Origin of the sequence: Amycolatopsis sp. NPDC051371, assembly GCF_040682155.1 — a bacterium.
Lineage (GTDB): Bacteria > Actinomycetota > Actinomycetes > Mycobacteriales > Pseudonocardiaceae > Amycolatopsis.
The window spans coordinates 117,564-135,545 of record NZ_JBFBAG010000005.1; the positions used below are offsets into that span (position 1 = coordinate 117,564).

21 protein-coding genes are annotated in these 17,982 nt (G+C 70.5%); 10 read left to right on the forward strand and 11 right to left on the reverse strand.

Annotated features, from left to right (window positions below; translation table 11 throughout):
* The first annotated feature begins 28 nt into the window (after positions 1–28).
* Together AB0M59_RS08890 and AB0M59_RS08895 are read left to right on the forward strand one after the other, a co-directional pair.
* Positions 29–241 (forward strand): biotin/lipoyl-binding carrier protein, encoded by a 213-nt coding sequence (locus AB0M59_RS08890; RefSeq protein ID WP_364611000.1) that lies wholly within the window; start codon positions 29–31, stop codon positions 239–241.
* 2 nt (positions 242–243) lie between these two features.
* Positions 244–1,764: a histidine kinase N-terminal domain-containing protein gene (locus tag AB0M59_RS08895; RefSeq protein ID WP_364611003.1), complete on the forward strand. Its 1,521-nt coding sequence runs from the start codon at positions 244–246 to the stop codon at positions 1,762–1,764.
* Between the two features lie 308 nt (positions 1,765–2,072).
* On the opposite strand, the gene AB0M59_RS08900 is transcribed toward AB0M59_RS08895, so the two are convergent.
* Together AB0M59_RS08900 and AB0M59_RS08905 are read right to left on the reverse strand one after the other, a co-directional pair.
* Positions 2,073–2,327: a WhiB family transcriptional regulator gene (locus tag AB0M59_RS08900; protein WP_284744379.1), complete on the reverse strand. Its 255-nt coding sequence runs from the start codon at positions 2,325–2,327 to the stop codon at positions 2,073–2,075.
* Between the two features lie 274 nt (positions 2,328–2,601).
* Complete coding sequence (locus AB0M59_RS08905; RefSeq protein WP_364611006.1) at positions 2,602–3,528, reverse strand: diacylglycerol kinase family protein; 927 nt, start codon at positions 3,526–3,528, stop codon at positions 2,602–2,604.
* A 333-nt stretch (positions 3,529–3,861) separates the two neighbouring features.
* On the opposite strand from AB0M59_RS08905, the gene AB0M59_RS08910 reads away from it, so the two are divergent.
* Positions 3,862–4,332: a hypothetical protein gene (locus AB0M59_RS08910; protein ID WP_364611008.1), complete on the forward strand. Its 471-nt coding sequence runs from the start codon at positions 3,862–3,864 to the stop codon at positions 4,330–4,332.
* A 142-nt stretch (positions 4,333–4,474) separates the two neighbouring features.
* On the opposite strand, the gene AB0M59_RS08915 is transcribed toward AB0M59_RS08910, so the two are convergent.
* A complete protein-coding gene (locus AB0M59_RS08915) occupies positions 4,475–4,957 on the reverse strand; it encodes a GNAT family N-acetyltransferase (RefSeq protein WP_364611010.1) in 483 nt (160 codons plus the stop codon).
* A 1-nt stretch (position 4,958) separates the two neighbouring features.
* Positions 4,959–5,549: an acid phosphatase gene (locus AB0M59_RS08920; RefSeq protein WP_364611013.1), complete on the reverse strand. Its 591-nt coding sequence runs from the start codon at positions 5,547–5,549 to the stop codon at positions 4,959–4,961.
* 83 nt (positions 5,550–5,632) lie between these two features.
* On the opposite strand from AB0M59_RS08920, the gene AB0M59_RS08925 reads away from it, so the two are divergent.
* Positions 5,633–6,106, forward strand: a complete 474-nt coding sequence (locus AB0M59_RS08925) for a hotdog fold domain-containing protein (RefSeq protein WP_364611016.1) — start codon at positions 5,633–5,635, stop codon at positions 6,104–6,106.
* Here the strand turns inward: AB0M59_RS08925 and AB0M59_RS08930 are convergent.
* Positions 6,103–6,771, reverse strand: a complete 669-nt coding sequence (locus tag AB0M59_RS08930; protein WP_364611019.1) for a hypothetical protein — start codon at positions 6,769–6,771, stop codon at positions 6,103–6,105. The genes AB0M59_RS08925 and AB0M59_RS08930 overlap by 4 nt on opposite strands.
* 136 nt (positions 6,772–6,907) lie before the next feature.
* Here AB0M59_RS08930 and AB0M59_RS08935 point away from each other — a divergent pair, with 136 nt between their 5' ends.
* Entirely contained in the window at positions 6,908–8,518 is a 1,611-nt protein-coding gene (locus tag AB0M59_RS08935) for a GMC oxidoreductase (RefSeq protein ID WP_364611022.1), read from the forward strand.
* On the opposite strand, the gene AB0M59_RS08940 is transcribed toward AB0M59_RS08935, so the two are convergent.
* The 3 genes from AB0M59_RS08940 to rfbC all read right to left on the reverse strand — a co-directional run bounded on the left by AB0M59_RS08940 (position 8,508) and on the right by rfbC (position 9,915).
* Complete coding sequence (locus AB0M59_RS08940) at positions 8,508–8,942, reverse strand: MarR family winged helix-turn-helix transcriptional regulator (protein WP_364611025.1); 435 nt, start codon at positions 8,940–8,942, stop codon at positions 8,508–8,510. The two genes, AB0M59_RS08935 and AB0M59_RS08940, sit on opposite strands and share 11 nt — an antisense overlap.
* Complete coding sequence (locus AB0M59_RS08945; protein WP_364611028.1) at positions 8,939–9,097, reverse strand: hypothetical protein; 159 nt, start codon at positions 9,095–9,097, stop codon at positions 8,939–8,941. The genes AB0M59_RS08940 and AB0M59_RS08945 overlap by 4 nt, the downstream gene beginning before the upstream one ends.
* 212 nt (positions 9,098–9,309) lie before the next feature.
* Positions 9,310–9,915, reverse strand: coding sequence for a dTDP-4-dehydrorhamnose 3,5-epimerase (rfbC, locus tag AB0M59_RS08950; RefSeq protein ID WP_364611031.1), 606 nt, complete (start codon positions 9,913–9,915; stop codon positions 9,310–9,312).
* Positions 9,916–10,273: 358 nt separating this feature from the next.
* Here rfbC and AB0M59_RS08955 point away from each other — a divergent pair, with 358 nt between their 5' ends.
* Complete coding sequence (locus tag AB0M59_RS08955) at positions 10,274–11,455, forward strand: NADP-dependent malic enzyme (RefSeq protein WP_364611034.1); 1,182 nt, start codon at positions 10,274–10,276, stop codon at positions 11,453–11,455.
* 62 nt (positions 11,456–11,517) lie between these two features.
* Here AB0M59_RS08955 and AB0M59_RS08960 read toward each other — a convergent pair whose 3' ends face one another.
* Positions 11,518–12,936: a bis-aminopropyl spermidine synthase family protein gene (locus AB0M59_RS08960; protein WP_364611037.1), complete on the reverse strand. Its 1,419-nt coding sequence runs from the start codon at positions 12,934–12,936 to the stop codon at positions 11,518–11,520.
* Between the two features lie 92 nt (positions 12,937–13,028).
* Here AB0M59_RS08960 and AB0M59_RS08965 point away from each other — a divergent pair, with 92 nt between their 5' ends.
* Genes AB0M59_RS08965 through AB0M59_RS08980 form a run of 4 tightly spaced genes read left to right on the forward strand, consistent with a single transcriptional unit; the run spans position 13,029 to position 16,352 of the window.
* Positions 13,029–14,114 carry an ATP-binding cassette domain-containing protein gene (locus tag AB0M59_RS08965; RefSeq protein ID WP_364611040.1) on the forward strand — a complete coding sequence of 362 codons (1,086 nt, stop codon included), beginning with the start codon at positions 13,029–13,031 and terminating at the stop codon, positions 14,112–14,114.
* Positions 14,111–14,779: an ABC transporter permease subunit gene (locus tag AB0M59_RS08970; RefSeq protein WP_364611043.1), complete on the forward strand. Its 669-nt coding sequence runs from the start codon at positions 14,111–14,113 to the stop codon at positions 14,777–14,779. Before AB0M59_RS08965 ends, AB0M59_RS08970 begins: the two co-directional genes overlap by 4 nt.
* Positions 14,776–15,468, forward strand: coding sequence for an ABC transporter permease subunit (locus tag AB0M59_RS08975; protein ID WP_364611046.1), 693 nt, complete (start codon positions 14,776–14,778; stop codon positions 15,466–15,468). The genes AB0M59_RS08970 and AB0M59_RS08975 overlap by 4 nt, the downstream gene beginning before the upstream one ends.
* Entirely contained in the window at positions 15,465–16,352 is an 888-nt protein-coding gene (locus AB0M59_RS08980; protein ID WP_364611049.1) for an ABC transporter substrate-binding protein, read from the forward strand. The genes AB0M59_RS08975 and AB0M59_RS08980 overlap by 4 nt, the downstream gene beginning before the upstream one ends.
* Here AB0M59_RS08980 and AB0M59_RS08985 read toward each other — a convergent pair.
* Complete coding sequence (locus AB0M59_RS08985; RefSeq protein WP_364611052.1) at positions 16,349–16,951, reverse strand: LysE family translocator; 603 nt, start codon at positions 16,949–16,951, stop codon at positions 16,349–16,351. The genes AB0M59_RS08980 and AB0M59_RS08985 overlap by 4 nt on opposite strands.
* A gap of 49 nt (positions 16,952–17,000) precedes the next feature.
* The gene (locus AB0M59_RS08990) at positions 17,001–17,981 is read right to left on the reverse strand and encodes an LLM class flavin-dependent oxidoreductase (RefSeq protein WP_364611055.1); all 981 of its coding nucleotides are present in this window, start codon (positions 17,979–17,981) and stop codon (positions 17,001–17,003) included.
* Between the last annotated feature and the right edge of the window lies 1 nt (position 17,982).

The window sequence follows — 17,982 nt, forward strand, 5'->3', positions numbered from 1 at the left end:
GCCGGGCGAGCGCGAGGAGGGGTGCCGGATGGCCGAGATCAGGGCCGAGATGGTCGGCACCGTGCTGCAGGTCGTCGCGGAGCCGGGCGCCGCGTTGAACGCCGGTGACACCGTGCTGATCCTGGAGTCGATGAAGATGGAACTGCCCGCCGTGAGCGAGAAGGCGGGCACGCTGACCAGCCTCACCGTGGTGAAGGGCGACCGGGTCCAGCAGGGTGACGTCCTCGGGACGGTCGAATAACCGTGTCCACGCTCGCCGAACTGCTCGCCGACAACACCGGCCTCCCCGGGGAGGCCGCGGACCACCTGCAGACCGTCGTCGCGGAGTGGCAGCTGCTGGCCGACCTGTCCTTCGCGGACTTCCTGCTTTGGGTCCCGGTGACCGAGGAGCTGCAGCCGGACGGCGGCGACTTCGTCTGCGTCGCGCACGCGCGGCCGACGACGGCGCCCACCGCGCACCCCGAGGACGTCGTCGGCACGCGGTTCACGGTGGAGGAGCACCCGCAGCTGGCGAAGGCCATGCGCGAGGCGCGGATCTGCCGCGAGGAAGACCCGCACTGGTACCGCGACCTGCCGATGCGGCGCGAGGCGATCCCGGTGCGGTTCCACGACGACGTCGTCGCCGTGATGAGCCGTGAGACCAACCTGGCTGCGCCGCGCGTGCCGAGTCCGCTGGAGATCGCCTACCTGGGCAGTGCCGGCGACCTGTGCCAGATGATCGTCGACGGCACGTTCCCGCCGAGCGGCACCAACGCGACCGACACGCACACCTCGCCGCGGGTGGGGGACGGGCTGATCCGCCTCGATTCGAGCGGCACCGTCGTGTTCGCCAGCCCGAATGGCTTGTCCGCCTACCACCGGATGGGGCACGAATCCGACCTGGTCGGCACCCGGCTGGCGCCGCTGACGCGGTCGCTGATCCGCGACCCGTTCGACGCGACCGAGGTGTCGCACCGGATCATCGAGGCCCTCGACGGGAAGCCGTCGAGCCGCACGGAGGCCGATTCGCGGCGCGGCGCGGTGGTGCTGTTCCGCGCGCTGCCGCTGCGGCCGGCCGGCCAGGCGGCGGGCGCGCTGGTGCTGGTGCGCGACGTCACCGAGGTCAAGCGCCGCGACCGAGCACTGCTCTCGAAGGACGCGACCATCCGCGAGATCCACCACCGGGTGAAGAACAACCTGCAGACGGTGGCGGCGCTGCTGCGCCTGCAGTCCCGCCGGACGTCGTCGGAAGAGGCGCGGCTCGCGCTGGCGGAGTCGGTGCGCCGGGTGACGTCGATCGCGCTGGTGCACGAGGCGCTGTCGATCTCGGTGGACGAACGCGTCGACCTCGACAAGCTCCTCGACAACGTGCTGCCGATGGTCGGCGAGGTCGCCACGGCGGAGTCGCAGGTCGGGCTGAAGCGGAAGGGCTCGTTCGGGGTGGTCGTCGCGGAGATCGCGACGCCGTTGGTGATGGTGCTGGCCGAGCTGGTGCAGAACGCCATCGAGCACGCCTTCCCGGCGGGCCGGTCGGGCAAGGTCGAGCTGATCGTCGAGCGTTCGGCCCGCTGGCTGGACGTCGTCATCCGCGACAACGGGCGCGGCCTGCCGGCGGGGTTCTCGCTGGAGCGCTCGGACGGCCTGGGCCTGCAGATCGTGCGGACACTGGTGGAGTCCGAGCTGCGGGGCTCGCTGTCGCTGCGCAAGGTGCGCGTCGAAGCGTCGTCCACCCGGGTGACGGGAACCGAAGCCGCACTGCGCATCCCTCTTTCGAGGCGGCTCTAGACCGTCGCGTTTGGACACGATCACCGCCGGGCATTCCGATCTCGGTGAACGTGATCGGGTGCGGATCGCGGAGAAAACCCGGGCACGTTGAAGGCCCGGCACGTGGTGCTCGTGTGCCGGGCCGTTCAACGTTCACGGGAGGACTTGAAGTCCTGGTGAGGTTTCAGCGCACCCGTTGCCGGGTGGTTTCGCCTCGGTTGTTAAACTCGAACCGGGTAGATATCACCCCAGACGGCATGGGCACAGTAATGCCCGCCGGGTGAATTTCCTGCGCGGTTCGGGGTAAAGCTGGTGCTTCGAGAAGAACTTCAGGCGTTGGTACGCGTGCCGATGTGCGTACGGCGGCGCTTGACTGCGCGTCGCTCGTCTTCGCTCATACCGCCCCACACGCCCGCGTCCTGTCCGCTGGCCAGAGCCCAGGCCAAGCAGTCGGAAGCGACGGTGCAGCGGTGGCACACGGCCTTCGCCTGAGCTACCTGCGACAGAGCAGGACCGCTGGTTCCCACCGGGAAGAACAGCTCGGGGTCCTCGTCTCGGCAGGCCGCGTCGTGGCGCCAGTCCATGTTCGTGAGCTCCTTCATATGGCGCGGGAGGGCCGCGCCACAGTCGTCAATGGCGGTCGTGTTCTTGGGTGCTTGTGAATGCTTTCACGAAGCACCGCTTTCGACAAGGGTTTGCCGAAGATCGGTGAGTCAGGTCACCCGGCCGAGCGACCCCTCTGACCTGCGGTTTCTCTCCGAAACAGCCGCCCGAAGGGAAGGCTGATGCGGTGAGTGGAGCTTCTGCGTCGACGAACGGCAGATTGCACTTTGCCGCAGGCGATCAGCGGTCCCGTCGTCACACGATTACCCTGAGTGCGTTCGGGACGCTGAAGAATTCCACCCTGGTCCGCTGGCCGACGAGGTCGCCGTCCACCTGGAAGTTTACCGGTTCAGCTGCGTCGATGCGGATCATCGGCACGTCGTCGTGACGCACGAGACGTTTCCCTTTTTGGTTGCTCTTCGTAGCCAAAGCACGCCGTACATGCTTGAACACCGTGGGCAACCCCAGACCGTTCAACGCGAACAAACCCAATCCCGTCTCGAACGAGCAACCCGGGTTGAGGTGGACGGGACGCTCGCCCAGGTAGCTCCACGGATCGGTGTTCGACACGAAAGCGGTCAGCGCTTCGGTGGGTTCTTCACCCGGGACGCGGATGGTGAGGGCCGGCCGGCCCAGTGGCGGCCGGAAATAGGAGCGGACGGCGGCCCGCATGTAGAGGCCCGCGGTCGTCTGCTTGCCGCGGCGCTTCGCGACCCGGCCGACGACGTCGGCGTCCCAGCCGAGCCCGGAGTTGAAGGTGAACCAGTGCCCGTCGGCCAGGCCGAGCCCGACTCGGCGCGAGCGGTCGTTCTCCAGCGCGTTGAGCAGCTGGTGGGTGGCCTCGACGGGGTCCGCGGAGATGCCGAGGGCGCGTGCGAACACGTTGGCCGAGCCGCCGGGCACGACGCCCAGCGCGGGGACCGACCCGATTTCGGCCGGGTCGCCGTCGGCGTCGGCCAGCAGGCCGTTGACGACCTCGTTGACCGTGCCGTCTCCGCCGTGGGCCACGACCAGGTCGATCCCGTCCCGCGCGGCCGAGCGCGCGATGGCCATGGCGTGCCCGCGGTAGTCCGTTTCGACCACGTCGAGCTTCACCTGGCTGGCGAGCGCGTGCGCCAGGACGTCCCGGCCACCGGCGGTGGTCGAGGTGGCCTGGGGGTTCACGACGAGAATTGCGCGCACCACCGCAGGGTAAGTGACGCTCACCGCCCCGAGAACCTCTCGACGGCGCAAGGTGACCGGAAGCACCGGGGCACGGTGGTCCCGAACTGCGCCGAACAGCACCTGTGACCCTGTGCCGGGCGGCCCTCCTTCGCGTGACGAGTGTTCGCTCGTCGTGACAAGTGCACCCGGGCGACCGCCCGCTCATCGACGACACCTGAATTCTCAGCGCCCGGGCGGTCCCGCGAAAACGGCCGACCGGGTGGCATACGATCGAATCAGCTCACGCACGGTGACTCGCCCTGGTCGAGTCCACTGTGCTCCCGCGAAAAAGACTTCCGGAAGGCCGTCGCAGTGAAGCTCTCGCCCGCTCCCCGTGAGGTCCGGCTGGCCGGCGTGGTCACCGCGGTGCCGTCGCTCGCCCTGCTGGTGTTCGGGGTGGTCGTGCTGGTGAACGGCCTGGGCTCGCCCGCGCAGCCGGGCAACAACATCTACGTCGAGTCGGGCACGTTCATCGTGGTGGCGCTGGCGTTCCTGGCCGCGTCGGCCGGGCTGGTCCTCGGCCAGACCTGGGCGCGCTCGCCGGGCGTGGTGATCGCGCTGATCGTGGTCGGCCTGGGCTGGTACCTGCTCGGCCCGTCGGGCGAGCCGGCGTGGGGTGTGCCGATCGCGCTGTTCGGCATCGCGACGCTGGTGCTGCTGTTCCGGCGGCCGTCGCGGGCGTGGGCGCTGGGCCTGCGCGAAGGCGAGACGGAGACGGAAGCCGCCGAACGCGGCGGGCTGGCCGGCCGCCGCGCCGAGCGCGAGGGCCACGAAGAAGACTGAACCCGTAACTCGCGTGATCAGGCCCGTAACTCGCGTGATTGAGAGCGGAACTCGCGTGATTGAGGCCGGAACTCGCGAGTTCCGGCCCCAATCACGCGAATGACGGCTCGGATCACGCGAGATCCGGCTCGGGTCACGCGGGTTACGCCTGGGCGGCCAGGGCCTGCAGGGGTGCGTCGGTGAGGCGGTTGACCGTCCACTCGTCCATCGCGACCGCGCCGAGGGCCTTGTAGAACTCCGTCGCCGGGTTCCAGTCCAGGACCGACCACTCGAGCCGGCCGTAGCCGTTCGCGACGCACTCCGCCGCCAGCGCCGCCAGCAGGGCCTTGCCCAGGCCGGATCCGCGGTGGGCCGGCAGGACGAACAGGTCCTCCAGGTAGATCCCGTGCACGCCGCGCCAGGTCGAGTAGTTGAGGAACCAGACCGCGAAGCCGGCGATCTCGCTGTCCACTTCGGCCTCGTGCCCGAACAGCTTGGGCGCCTCGCCGAACAGCGCCTCGTGCAGCTGGGGAGCCGTCAGGTGGCACTCGTCCGGGGCGCGCTCGTAGTCGGCCAGCGCGTACGCCAGGCCGACGGCGGCCTCGACGTCGTCGGGCCGGATCCGGCGGATGCGGTCGTCGGGCACGTCAGTCCTCCAGGGCGGGCGGCAGGTTGAGGTGTTCGATCTGGGGTTCGCCGCGCTCGTCGCCGAGCACCGCGATGCCGGCCGCGTCCAGTCCGAAGTGGACGCCGGACGTCGCGGGCAGGCCGAGCCAGCGGGCCACCAGCACGCGGCTGAAGTGCCCGTGCCCGACCAGGATCACGTCGCCGGCTTCGATGTCACCGCGGGCGCGCGCCAGCACGCGGTCGGCGCGGTCGGAAACCTCCGAAGCGCTTTCGCCGCCGGGGATCGGGTGGGTCCAGACCGTCCAGCCCGGCACGGTTTCGCGGATCTTCGGCGTGGTGACGCCTTCGTAGTCGCCGTAGTCCCACTCCGAGAGGTCGTCGGTGACGTCGTCGACGCGCAGGCCGGCCAGCGCGGCGGTCCGCAGCGCGCGCGCCCGTGGGCTCGACAGCACCAGCGAAGGTCCGCCGACGAGGCTCCGGAGCGTGCCACCCGCGGCCAGCGCCTGGCCTTCCCCGGCCGGCGTCAACGGGATGTCGGTGCGGCCGGTGTGCCGCCCGTTCAGCGACCATTCGGTCTGTCCGTGCCGGAGGAGGAAGAGACGGTTCGCCACGTCGGCGAATATATCCGGCGGTTTGCGCGGCGGCAGGTCGTCTGGTTGGCTACTGATCAGTAGCTTAGCTCGAGGAGACCTTCATGTCCGACACGCAAACGTTCGCGCTCTGGCACAAGCTGGCCGCCAAGCCGGGCGGGAAACAGCTGTTCAGCGCCGCGATGTGCCTGCGCGTGCCGTACTTCCGCACGGTGCTGCCCTCGGTGCGCGAGCTGCGGCCGGGCCACTGCGAGGTCACCGCCCCGAAGTGGTGGGGTGTTTACAACCACATCCACACGTTCCACGCGATCGCCGCCTGCAACCTCGCCGAGATCGCGATGGGCATGCTCGCCGAGGCGACGGTGCCCGCGACGCACCGCTGGCTGCCGAAGGGCATGAACGTCCAGTACGTCGCGAAGGCCGAGACCGGTCTGCGCGCGGTCGCGTCGCTGCCGGAGCTGCCGGAGTTCGGCGACGAGGGTTTCGAGCTCGGGGTCCCGGTGACCATTTCGGACAGGAACGGCAAGCCGGTGGTCACCGGGACGATCACGATCTGGGTTACGCCGAAGAAGCGCTAGAGCGGCTTGTACTGCACGTACGTCGTTTGGTAGAACGCGTTCTCGCCGGACGGCGAGGGCAGGCCCAGCCGCCGGTCGACGAGCTTGCCGAGCGCGCCGCAGCCCTGGGTCGCCGGGAGGGCGAGGTCCGGGTCGACGACGCCGAAGTACGCGGTCTTCGGGTTGTCCGAGATCAGCCGCGGCGGCACGGCCGGGTCGTCGTGGACGACGGTGTGCAGCGGTGCCGACGCCGAGCCGATGCTGCAGTCCTTGCGCAGCAACGGGTGCTGCACCACGGCGTAGACGTCGAGCTCGCCGCGGCGCTCGTCGTTGCTCTGGAAGTCGGAGTGACCGCCGTACCGCAGCTGGATCGTCGCGCCGGCCAGGCCGGGAACGCGCGCCGGCGCGTGCCGCATCGAGCCGAACACCTGCGCGTACTGGCCGTTCAGCCGGCCTTCGCTGAACGTCAGCCGCATTTCCCCGAGCGGGATCTCCTTGCCGTCGATCGTCAGTTTCCCTTGCGAGACAAATGCTTCGCAGCGCCACGTGCCCGGGTCGGCGTTCGCGGGCGGTGCCGGGCAGTCCGTGAAGTCGAACGTCGGCAGCTCGTCGGCGGACGCCGTCCCGGGCACGACCCCCAGTGCGGCCACGGCGACCGCGGCCGCCCCCAGTGCGAGAAGTTTCATGGCCGTGAGCCTGCTCGTCCCGCGCGGCCCGGACATCCGGGATCGCCCCCAGGGGAAGTCCGGAGATTCCCTCCGTCGGGTGAAACACGTTCCATTTAGTTAACACTGTTTACTGAACTCGGGCATGCTCGGGCCCATGTCTGTGTTTTCCCGCCGCCGATTCCTCGGCCTCGCCGCCCTGAATTCCGCCGCCGCCCTCGGGCTGACCACGGTCTCGACGCGGCCCGCCGCCGCATCACCGCTGCCGGAGTATTCGCCGGCGGTGGTGATCGGCACCGGCTACGGCGCCGCCGTCACGGCCTTGAGGCTCGGCGAGGCCGGGATCCCCACGCTGATGCTCGAGATGGGCAAGCTGTGGACCACGCCCGGTGCCGACGGCGAAGTCTTCTGCTCGATGCTCAAGCCCGACGAGCGGGCGATGTGGTTCAAGGACCGCACCGAAGCGCCGCTCGCGTCGTTCCTGTGGCTCGACCTGGCCAACCGCGACATCGGCCGCCATGCCGGCGTGCTCGACCGGGTGAACTTCGGCGACATGGCGGTGTACCTCGGCCGCGGTGTCGGCGGCGGGTCCCTGGTCAACGGCGCGATGGCCGTGACACCGAAGCGGTCCTACTTCGAGGAGATCCTGCCGCGCGTCGACGCCGGCGAGATGTACGGCAAGTACTTCCCGCGGGCGAACGCGGCCCTGGGCGTCAACGTCGTCGACCCGGACTGGTTCGAGACGTGCCGGTCGTACCAGTACGCCCGCGTCTCCTGGAAGGCCGCGCGCCGGGCCGGGTTCGGCACGGTGTTCGTGCCCAGCGTGTACGACCTGGACTACCTGCGGCGCGAGGAAGCCGGGGAGGTCCCGCGCTCGGCGGACGCGTCCGAGGTCATCTACGGCAACAACCACGGGAAGCGCTCGCTCGACAAGTCCTACCTGGCCGCCGCGCTCGGCACCGGCCGGGTGACCATCGAGACGCTGCGCGAGGTCCGCGAGATCCTCCGGCAGCCCGACGGGACGTACACGCTGGTCGTCCGCGAGATCGACGAGCACGGCACTGTCCTGGGCGCCCGGCACGTGACCACGAAGTACCTGTTCCTCGGCGCGGGCAGCGTCGGCTCGACCGAGTTGCTCGTGCGCGCCCGCGACACCGGACGGCTCCCCGAGCTGGGCGAAGCCGTCGGGCAGGGCTGGGGCACCAACGGCAACGTCATGTGCGGCCGCGCCAACCACGTCTGGGACACCACCGGCAGCCTGCAGTCCGGCATGCCGGCGCTCGGCATCGACAACTGGTCCGACCCGGTCCACCCGGCGTTCGCCGAGATCGCGCCGGTGCCCGCCGGCCTCGAGACGTGGGTCAGCCTCTACCTGGCGATCACGAAGAACCCCGAACGCGGGCACTTCACCTACGACGCGGCGAGCGACTCGGCGAAGCTGGACTGGACGGCGTCGCAGGGGCAGCCGTCGATCGACGCCGCGAAGGCGCTGTTCGACCAGGTCAACCGGGCGAACAAGACGATCTACCGCTACGACCTGTTCGGCGACACCCGCACCTTCGAAAACCGCTTCACCTACCACCCGCTGGGCGGGCTCGTGCTCGGCGAGGCGACCGACGACTACGGCCGCGTGAAGGGCTGCCGAAACCTGTACGTCACCGACGGCTCGCTCATCCCGGGCAGCACCGGCGTCAACCCGTTCGTGACGATCACGGCGCTGGCCGAGCGCAACATCGAGCGCGTCCTCGCCGAAGACCTCAAGGGCTGAGCTTCGCCAGTGAGTCGGTGAAGCCGTCGTCGACACCTTCGAAGAACGACGCGTCGGCGGCTTCGACGTCCTTCAGGGCCTTCGCGACCAGGTCCAGGCCGGCCTGGGTGACCTCCAGGCGCTTCGCGCGGGCGTCGGCCGGGTCGTCGGCGCGGGCCAGCAGGCCGCGGTCGGCCAGCTTGCGGACGACCTGGCTGGTCATCATCGTGTCCGTGCCGGCCTGCTCGGCCAGCTGCCGCTGGGTCGGGGGCTCGCCCGAGCGGGTGAGCCACCACGTCGTGGTCAACAGCACGAACTGGACGTGCGTGAGGTCGTGCGGGGCCAGCGCGGCCCGCATCGCCCGCTGCCAGGCCAGCGTCACGCGCCACAGCAGGAAGCCGGGACTGCGCTCGGGGCCGGGCAGGCGGGACTCCGGGGCGGTCATGCCCGTGAGGATGCCGCATGGGTCGTCTCGGCCAGGCGAGCCAGCGCGCGCATCGCGTCCGGGGTGTCCGATGTGACCTGCTCACCGAAGCCTTCGGGCCCATCGATGGTGACGCGGTAGGTGATCCGCGTGCCGCCGTCGACGTCGGTCAGCACGTGCTCGAACCGCAGGTGGGCGTCGGGCAGCCGGGTCTCGTCGGTGAAGCTCCGGCCCTCGGTCAGCGTGAACGGGATCGGCGGTGGTCCCGACGGCGAACGACCCGTCGAGGACCACCGACCGGACGCCCGCGTCCCATTCCGGCCAGCGGTCGGTGTCGGCCCAGAGCGGCCAGATCGCGGCCGCGGGAGCGGTGGAGGTCTCGCTGTGCTCAGTGCGCCGAGCGCAGCTTGTCGTAGTACGCGACGCAGTCCTGGTAGGACGGCAGCAGGCCCTGCTCCTGGGCCTCGGCCAGCGTCGGCGCCGTGCGGTCCTTCTCGGACACGATCGGCTCGATGTCTGCGGGCCAGGGCAGCCCCAGCGCCGGGTCGAGCGGGGTGATGCCGTGCTCGCCCGTGGGGTTGTACGGCTCGGAGCACAGGTAGGCCATCACCGTGTCGTCCTCGAGGGCGATGAAGCCGTGCCCGAGGCCTTCGGCGAGGTAGGCGGCGTTGAACCGGTCCGCGTCGAGCCGGACGGCGTCCCAGGTGCCGAAGCTCGGCGAGCCGACGCGGATGTCCACCACGACGTCCAGCAGCGAACCGCGCGCGCAGTAGATGTACTTCGCCTGGCCGGGGGGAGTGTCGGCGAAGTGGATGCCGCGGATCGCGCCGCGCCGGGAAACGCTGTGGTTCGCCTGGGCCAGCCGCAGGGGGTGCCCGGTCGCGTCGCGCAGGACCTCCTCCTGGAAGGGGGCGACGAACAGGCCTCGTTCGTCGGGGAACGCCCGGGGGGAGAACTCGAAGGCGTCCGGGACGCTCAGCCGGCGGAATTCCATGGCGTCACCATATCGGGCGGTTAAAAAACCGAACGGACGTCTTGGCAATTGCCCGGAATAGGGGTCCGGTGTGACGTCAACCGCACCGAGGGGTCACCTTCGGGACAAGACCTGTCACACTGACTGGACCGCTGCGTCCGCGGCCATCGCCAGACCCACGGCACCGATGGCCGACGTGACGCCTCGCCGACAGGCCGGCGCTACCGCGCTGGGCTGCCGTGCCGGGAATCACCACGGTGTCCCCTGCAGACCGTGGTCCCAGCTCGCATGCCCAGGAGAAATTCCAGTGACCCAAGTCCGATCCGCGAGTTCCGTCATTCCCACTGGGGGAATGACGGAAACGACGACAGGAATCCCCATGAGCGACCCCACCGGCGCCGGAGCGCCGGTCACCGACGAAGAGATCTTCACCGGGCACGAGGGCGGCAAGCTCTCGGTGGCGGCCACCCGCCCGATTTCCAGCCCGCGTGACCTTTCGATCGCGTACACCCCGGGTGTGGCGAAGGTGAGCCGCGCGATCGCCGAGGACGCGGCCAAGGCCAAGCGCTACACGTGGGCGGACCGGCTCGTCGTCGTGGTGAGCGACGGGACGGCGGTGCTGGGCCTCGGCGACATCGGCGCCAGCGCGTCGCTGCCGGTCATGGAGGGCAAGTCGGTCCTGTTCAAGACCTTCGGCGGGCTCGATTCGATCCCGCTGGTGCTCGACACCACCGACGTCGACGAGATCGTCGAGACGCTGGTGCGGCTTCGGCCGTCCTTCGGGGCCGTCAACCTGGAGGACATCTCCGCGCCGCGGTGCTTCGAGCTGGAGGACAAGCTCAAGCAGGCGCTCGACTGCCCGGTCATGCACGACGACCAGCACGGCACGGCGATCGTCACGCTCGCCGCGCTGCGCGGCGCCAACCTGGTCCTCGACCGGGCGATCGCCGACCAGCGCGTGGTCGTCTCCGGCGCCGGCGCGGCGGGCGTCGCGTGCGCGCGGATCCTGCAGGAGGCCGGCATCGGCGACGTCACCGTCCTCGACTCGCGCGGCATCATCCATCCGGACCGCGACAACCTGAACCCGATCAAGGAGCGCCTGGCGTCGACGACGAACAAGGCCGGTCTCCAGGGCGGGCTGGCGGAGGCGCTCGAGGGCGCGGACGTGTTCCTCGGCCTGTCCGGCGCGACGATCGACGAGACGCTGCTCGGCCGGATGGCGGGCGGCGGCATCGTGTTCGCACTGTCCAACCCGGACCCGGAGGTGCACCCGGCGGTGGCGTCGCGCTACGCGTCGATCGTGGCCACCGGGCGCAGCGACTTCCCGAACCAGATCAACAACGTCCTGGCGTTCCCGGGCGTGTTCCGCGGCGCGCTGGACTCCGGCGCGCGGGCGATCACCGAGGGCATGAAGCTGGCGGCCGCCGAGGCGATCGTGTCGGTGGCGATGGACGACCTGGGCCCGGACCGCATCGTTCCCTCGCCGCTCGACCCGCGGGTCGCCCCCGAGGTCGCGGCCGCGGTGGCGAAGGCGGCGCAGGCCGACGGCGTCACGGACTGACCCGAGCGCCCCAAGGCGGCCTTGGGTGCGTCAGACGCACCGAAGGCCACATTGGGGCGCTGTCAGCCCAGCAGATCGGGGAGGCGATGCCTCGGGACGTCGACCAGGCGCAGGTCCGTCAGGTCTTCCGGGACGCCCAGGGAGACGTTCGCGAGCCGGGCGTGGGCGCGCGTCAGGACTTCGTCCTGGTTCTCGACGGCGTCCGCGACCACCACCGCGTGCCGGTTGTCCGGCGTGCTGCGCAGGTACCGCAGCGCGTACTTCCCCCGGATCAGCTCCGAAAGAGCCGTCTGGGACCGTTCGTCCGCCAGGTCCGGGTGCGCGTTCGGCACCAGCAGCGCGAGGCGCCGGGCGTTCGTGCCCAGCAGGGTGCGCAGCAGCCACGGGCCCGGGTCGGCCGAGAGGTCCATCGCGACCGCGTCGCCCTCGGGCCCGGAGATCGACCAGTCCACCGGCCGCGTCTCCGGCGAAAGCCCGCCCGAGACCGCGATCTCCTTCAGCTTCTCCAGCAGCGCCGGCTTCGTCCCGGACGCCTCCACCGACTGCGGGCCGTGCGTGTAGATCGCGGACTTTCCCTTGCCGCCACGCATCTTCTTGGCCTTCGCCGTCGGCTGGCAGACGTACAGGTCCGCCGCGCTGCCGATCGCCTGCGCCCCGAAGTAGCGGTTGAAATCGGGCAGGATCGCCTCGAACGTCAGCCCGAGCGTCGCCAGCGACCGCTGCACCTGCGCGCCCAGCGCCGGGTGCCGCGGGCTGTAGCCGTACGCGAACAGCAGCCGTCCCTCGGACGGCTCCCGCAGCGCCTGCACCCCGCGGGCCGCGAACAGGCCCATGCCCTCGGGCGTGTACGGCGGATCGCTGAACACCAGGTCGAACGCGCCGTTGAAGGCCGGCGGCAGGCCGATGCGCAGGTCCGCGTGGGCGGCCACGATCTCGCGCCCGGAGCGCTCGTCGAGGTAGGCCAGCACGCGCTCGTCGAGGTCGACGACCGTCAGCGACGCCGCCGGGCAGACGGCGTGCACCGCCAGCGACGTCAGGTCGTGGTCGCCGAGGAACAGCACCCGCGCCGACGCGAGGTCGTAGCGCGCGTCCAGCCACAACGCGCGGCGCAGCACCGTCTCCGGCGTCGCCTGCACGTGGTCGAGCGCGGCCAGCGGCGGCGGCACCTCCGCGACCCACTCGGCGACCTTCGGCAGCAGTTCGTGCGCCGCGACGGCTTCGTCGAGCGGGTCGGCGTACCGCGGCGCGCTGTACTGCAGGTACGACGCGGCCACGCCGGGGGAGATCCGCAGCCGGTCGCCGCTGCGGTCGAGGTCGTCGCCCAGCGCCGCGAGGACGTCTTCGACGCTGCGACGCGGCGCTGTGCTCAGCCGCACCAGCTCGCCGAGGTCGTGGTCGCCGGTGCGCAGGAGGTCGATGACGCGGTACAGCGGGCGGACGCCGACGCCGTGCTTGGCGAGGACGTCGTCGAGTGCGTTCACGGACTCTGAGAGTAGTCACCACCCCTCGGAACAGCGTGCCAACGGTCGCCGACTCGGCTACGGTCGAACGACCGGACATGGGGAGTGGGCAAGTGACCATCGAATTCCGCGACGTGACCAAGCAGTATCCGGATGGGACGGTCGCCGTCGACAAGCTGAACCTGACGGTCGAAGACGGCACGATCACCGTGCTCGTCGGCCCGTCCGGCTGCGGCAAGACGACGTCGCTGCGGATGATCAACCGGATGGTCGAGCCCACTGGCGGCCAGGTGCTGCTGGACGGCAAGGACGTCGCCGAGGGCGACCCGGCGCTGCTGCGCCGCGGCATCGGCTACGTCATCCAGCACGCCGGCCTCTTTCCACATAGGACGGTGCTGGACAACATCGCCACCGTGCCGCTGCTGTCGGGCTGGGACAAGGCGAAGGCGCGCAAGCGGGCCGCCGAGCTGCTCGAGACCATCGGCCTGCCGCTCGAGCTCGGCAAGCGGTACCCGGCCCAGCTTTCGGGCGGCCAGCAGCAGCGCGTCGGCGTCGCCCGCGCGCTCGCCGCGGACTCGCCGGTGCTGCTGATGGACGAGCCGTTCTCCGCGGTCGACCCGATCGTGCGCGAGGACCTGCAGAACGAACTGCTGCGGCTGCAGTCGCAGCTGGGCAAGACGATCGTGTTCGTCACCCACGACATCGACGAGGCCGTGCGGCTCGGCGACAAGGTCGCGGTGATGCGCGTCGGCGGCAAGCTCGCCCAGTACGGCACGCCCGCCGACGTGCTGCGCCACCCCGTTGACGACTTCGTCGCGTCGTTCGTCGGCCGCGACCGCGGCTACCGCGGTCTGTCCTTCCTCTCCGCCGAGGGCGTCGAGGTGAAGGAGATCGAGCTGGTCGAGATCGGCTCCTCGGTGTCCGCGAGCGACGGCTGGCGGCTCGGTGTCAACGCCGACAAGCAACCCCGCGGCTGGCTGCGGCCGAACTCCACAGTGGACGGCACACTGTCCGAAGACGACCTCGTCGCCGGCGGTTCGCTGTGGATCCACGGGACGCCGATCCGCGGCGCGCTCGACGCCGCGCTGTCCTCGCCCGCCAGCCTCGGCGTGGTCGTCGACGAAGACCACCGTGTGCTCGGCGGCGTGGTCGCGAGGCAAGTGCTGGACGTGATCGAGGCGACCCCGCAGGCGTCATGAGCTTCTTCGACGAGCTCGGGCAGTACCTGAGCAGCGGGAACACCCGCGTCGAAATCCTCGGGGACCTGGGCGACCACGTCTACCTGGCGCTGCTCCCGCTGGTCCTGGGCATCGTACTGGCGATCGCCGCGGGCTGGCTCGGCCACCGCTGGCGTCCGGCCCGGCAGGTGCTGACGGTGCTGGCCAACCTGCTCTACACGATCCCGTCGCTCGCGCTGTTCGTGGTCATCCCCGGCCTGATCGGGTCGAAGATCCTGGACAGCGTCAACGTCGTCGTCGCGCTGACGATCTACACCACGGCGCTGCTGGTCCGCCCGGTGCTCGACGCGCTCGACGCGGTGGCGCCGTCGGTGATCGCCGCCGCGACGGCGGTCGGCTACAAACCGGTGCGGAAGTTCTTCGCCGTCGAACTGCCGCTGTCCGTGCCGGTCCTCGCGGCCGGCGTGCGGGTGGCGTCGGTGAGCAACATCAGCCTGGTCAGCGTCGGCGCGCTGATCGGCACCGGCGGCCTCGGCGTGCTGTTCACCGACGGGTTCCAGCGCGAGTACTTCTCGCCGATCGTCGTCGGCATCGTGCTGACGCTGCTGCTCGCGCTGGTCGTCGACCTGGTCCTGGTGGGGATCCGGAACCTCCTGACGCCGTGGGAACGGGTGACTGCCGCATGATCACCGACCTCTTCCACTGGTTCGGCGACCCGGCGCACTGGTCGGGTCCGGACGGCATCCCGCAGCGGCTGCTGGAGCACCTCGGCTACACCGCTTTGTCGCTGGTGATCGCGTTGGTCATCGCTGTCCCGTTAGGACTGTTCGTCGGGCACACCGGACGCGGCGGCGTCGCTCTGGTGAGCGCGGGCAACGCGATCCGCGCGCTGCCGACGCTGGGGCTCGTGACGTTCCTGTTCCTGCTGTTCACCGAGAGCGTCACGTCGACGATCATCGGGCTCGTGGTGCTGGCCGTGCCGCCGATCCTGGCCGGCACGTACGCCGGGCTGCAGGCGACCGACCACGGCGTCGTCGACGCCGCCGAGGGTGTCGGGATGACCGGCTGGCAGCGGCTCTGGAAGGTCGAGGTGCCGATCTCGCTGCCGCTCGTGCTCGGCGGCATCCGCAACGCCGTGCTGCAGCTCGTGGCGACCGCCGCGGTGGCCGCGTACGTCGGACTCGGTGGCCTGGGCCGGTTCCTGCTCGACGGACTGGCCATTTTGGACTATTCCGAAGTCATCGCGGGCGCGTTGCTGACGACGCTGCTGGCTATCGTCTTGGACCTGCTTTTCGCGCTGCTGAACCGGGCCCTGGTTCCCCGGGGCGTCCGGCTCGCGACCGCGGCGGCGACCGGCAAGAAGGTGACGGCATGAAACGGCTGGGTCTGCTCGCCGCTGTCCTGGTCCTGGTGGCCGGCTGCGGCAACCCGCTGGCGGGCGGCGGCGAGGGCGGGTCGAACGGCGACATCATCATCGGCGCGTCCGACGTCGGGGAAAGCCTGCTGCTGGCGCAGATCTACGCCGGTGCGCTGAAGAACGCGGGCGCCACCAACGTGACCGTGCGGCCGCCGGTCGGCAGCCGCGAGGTCGTCGTCAAGGCGCTGCAGGACAAGTCGCTGTCGGTCGTGCCGGACTACAGCGGGAACCTGTTGCGGTACTTCGACAAGGAGACGTCCGCGACGGCGTCACAGGACGTTTACGCGCAGCTGCGTCAGAAGGTTCCGGCCGGGTTCGAGGTTCTGGACCAGGCGCCGGCCGAGGACAAGGACCTCCTGGTCGTCGGGGCGCAGCTGGCTTCTTCGGGCGTCAAGACCTTCTCCGACCTGGGGCGGCGCTGCGGCGGGCTGGTGTTCGGCGGCCCGGGCCAGTGGAGCAGCCGCTGGAAGGACCAGATCAAGAAGCTCTACGGCTGCGAGTTCAAGGAGATCCGCACGACCGACACGGGCGGCCCGGTGACGGTGGCGGCGTTGAAGTCGGGTGACGTCCAGGTGGCGGACCTGTTCAGCACGTCGTCGACGATCGCGGCGAACGGGTTCGTGCCGCTGGTCGACGACAAGAACATGTTCCCGGCGCAGAACATCGTGCCGTTGGTGGCGCGCGGGACGCTGTCGCCGTCCGAGGTGGCCGCGCTGAACCGCGTCTCGGCGGCGTTGACGACCGAGCAGCTGACTCAGCTGAACGTCGAGTTCACCGAGCAGAAGCGGAACCCGCTGGACATCGCCGAGGACTTCCTGGCGCGCAACAACCTGAAGTCCTAGTCGAGGGCCAACTTCACGCCGAGGCCGATGAAGATGCCCCCGGTGGCGACCTCGATGCGGCGCTGGTTCTTCTTCCGGCGCACCCACCCGCCGATCCGGCCGGCGAGCACCCCGACGGCGCCGTCGACGAGGAACTCGAACACGATCATGATGGCGCCGAGGATCGCGAACTGCAGCCAGACGTGCCCTCGCGCGGGGTCGATGAACTGCGGGAGGAAGGCGATGGTGAAGGTGACCATCTTCGGGTTGAGCAGGTTGGTCAGCAGGCCGCTGAGGTAGGCGCGGTCGCTGTTCCGCTCGACGAGCGGCTTCCGGTTCCGGATGGCTTGCACGCCGAGGTAGATGAGGTAGGCGGCGCCGGTGACGCGGACGACGGTGAAGGCGACGGGAACGGCGGCGAAGAGCGCGGCGAGCCCGGCAGCGGCGATGGCGACGTGGATGGCTTCGCTGGTGGCGACCCCGGCGGTGGCGAGCAGCCCGGCTTTCGGGCCGCCGCGCATGCCGCAGCCGAGGATGAAAAGCATGTCCGGGCCGGGGGTCACCATCGCGATGATGGTGGTCAGAATGAAGGCCAGGAGGAGGTGCGGGTCGACCGGCATGGTTCGATCCTGACACGCGGCCGGGCCCGCGCGAACTCCTTTTCGGCCGTCAGCCGCGCAGGGCCGCCGCCACCCGGCCCGCGTCCTCGATGCCTCGCTCCGGCGGTTCCTCCGGCAGCGGCAGCAGCACCACGGATCCGCTCCCGGCCTCGTGCAGCGCACGCACCGAGGCCACGCACTGGTCCAGATCCCCGCAGACGGCCAGCCGCGCGAGCCACTCGGGACGCAGCCCGGCCGCCAACTCGTCCACAGTGGACGCCGAATCGACCAGTTCCAGCAGCTCCGAAGCGAACGGCAGCCCCTCGACCTGCACCCGCGCCCCCGGCGTCAACGACTCCGCCACCGTCAGCCGCGCCCGCTCAGGGTCACCCAGCGCGAGCCAGTTGTACGTCACCACGGCATGGTGAGGAGGCGCACCGGCCGAAGAACGCCCGGCCGCGATCCCCGCCAAGGCCGTCCGCACGAACTCCGGCGGCGACGGCTCCGCCAAGATCGTGCCGTCCGCCGACGAACCCGCCACCGCCAAGGACTTGGGACGACGCACCCCGGCCAGCACCGGCGGCACGACAGCCGGCGGGAACACCAGCTCCACCTCGTCCAGCGCGACGTGCCGGCCCTGCGCGGTCACCCGATCGCCCGCCAGCAGCCGGCGGACCGCCACCAGCGTCTCGTCCAACGCCGCCAGCGGCGAAGCCGGGTAAGCGCCGATCTGGCGCATCCACGACGCCACCCCGTGGCCCAGCCCGCCGATGAGCCGGCCCGGGTGCAGCTCCGCCAGCGCCGCCAGCTCCATCGCCGCGATCGCCGGGTTGCGGGCCACCGCCGGCAGGACCCCGATGCCCACCTTGATCGTCGACGTCACCGCCAGCGCCGTGGCCACCGTCGCGATCCCCGCCGCCCAGAAACAGTCCTCGACCAGCCAGACTTCGTCGAGACCCGCAGCTTCCGCCTGGCGTGCCAGCTCCACCAGCCGCGACGGTGGCTGTTCGCGGTTGATCCGGACGCCGACGGACGAGCTCGGTGCGTACATG